The 355-nt window shown below is 63.1% G+C and carries 1 protein-coding gene; it reads right to left on the minus strand.

Features of this window, described 5'->3' with window-relative positions:
* A partial coding sequence (locus MOV76_RS39550; RefSeq protein ID WP_247266636.1) for a MobA/MobL family protein occupies positions 1-355 on the minus strand: 355 nt, incomplete at both ends.

The raw sequence follows: 355 nt of genomic DNA on the forward strand, positions 1-355 counted from the left end.
CGCGCGGATATTGGCGAAGTCCGCGGGATCGTCGACAGTGCGATGCAGCGCCTTGGCGATATCGCGCTCATCGAAGGTGGAGCGTTCATTGCTCAACTGCTTCAGCAGAAGCGCAGGATCGGCAAGCAGCCGGTCGGCCATCTTCTGGCGACGGGCAAGGTCGGCCGGAGCAAAATACATCTCCGCGTCCCTGCGGGAGAGTGCTGCCTTCTCCGGACCGAGATGTCTTTGCGCGATGCCATCAAGGCCCTGTTCGGCATAGGAGCGGCCATCGAGCCGGATCTCGTGACCGGCAAGCGCCAGGTGCCGGCTGGCCGTTTCCGCCCAGGCGATCTTCCATCCCTTCATGGTTTCC

It is taken from the genome of Rhizobium sp. PRIMUS64 (assembly GCF_023006465.1).
In the GTDB taxonomy this organism is placed as follows: Bacteria; Pseudomonadota; Alphaproteobacteria; order Rhizobiales; family Rhizobiaceae; genus Rhizobium; species Rhizobium leguminosarum.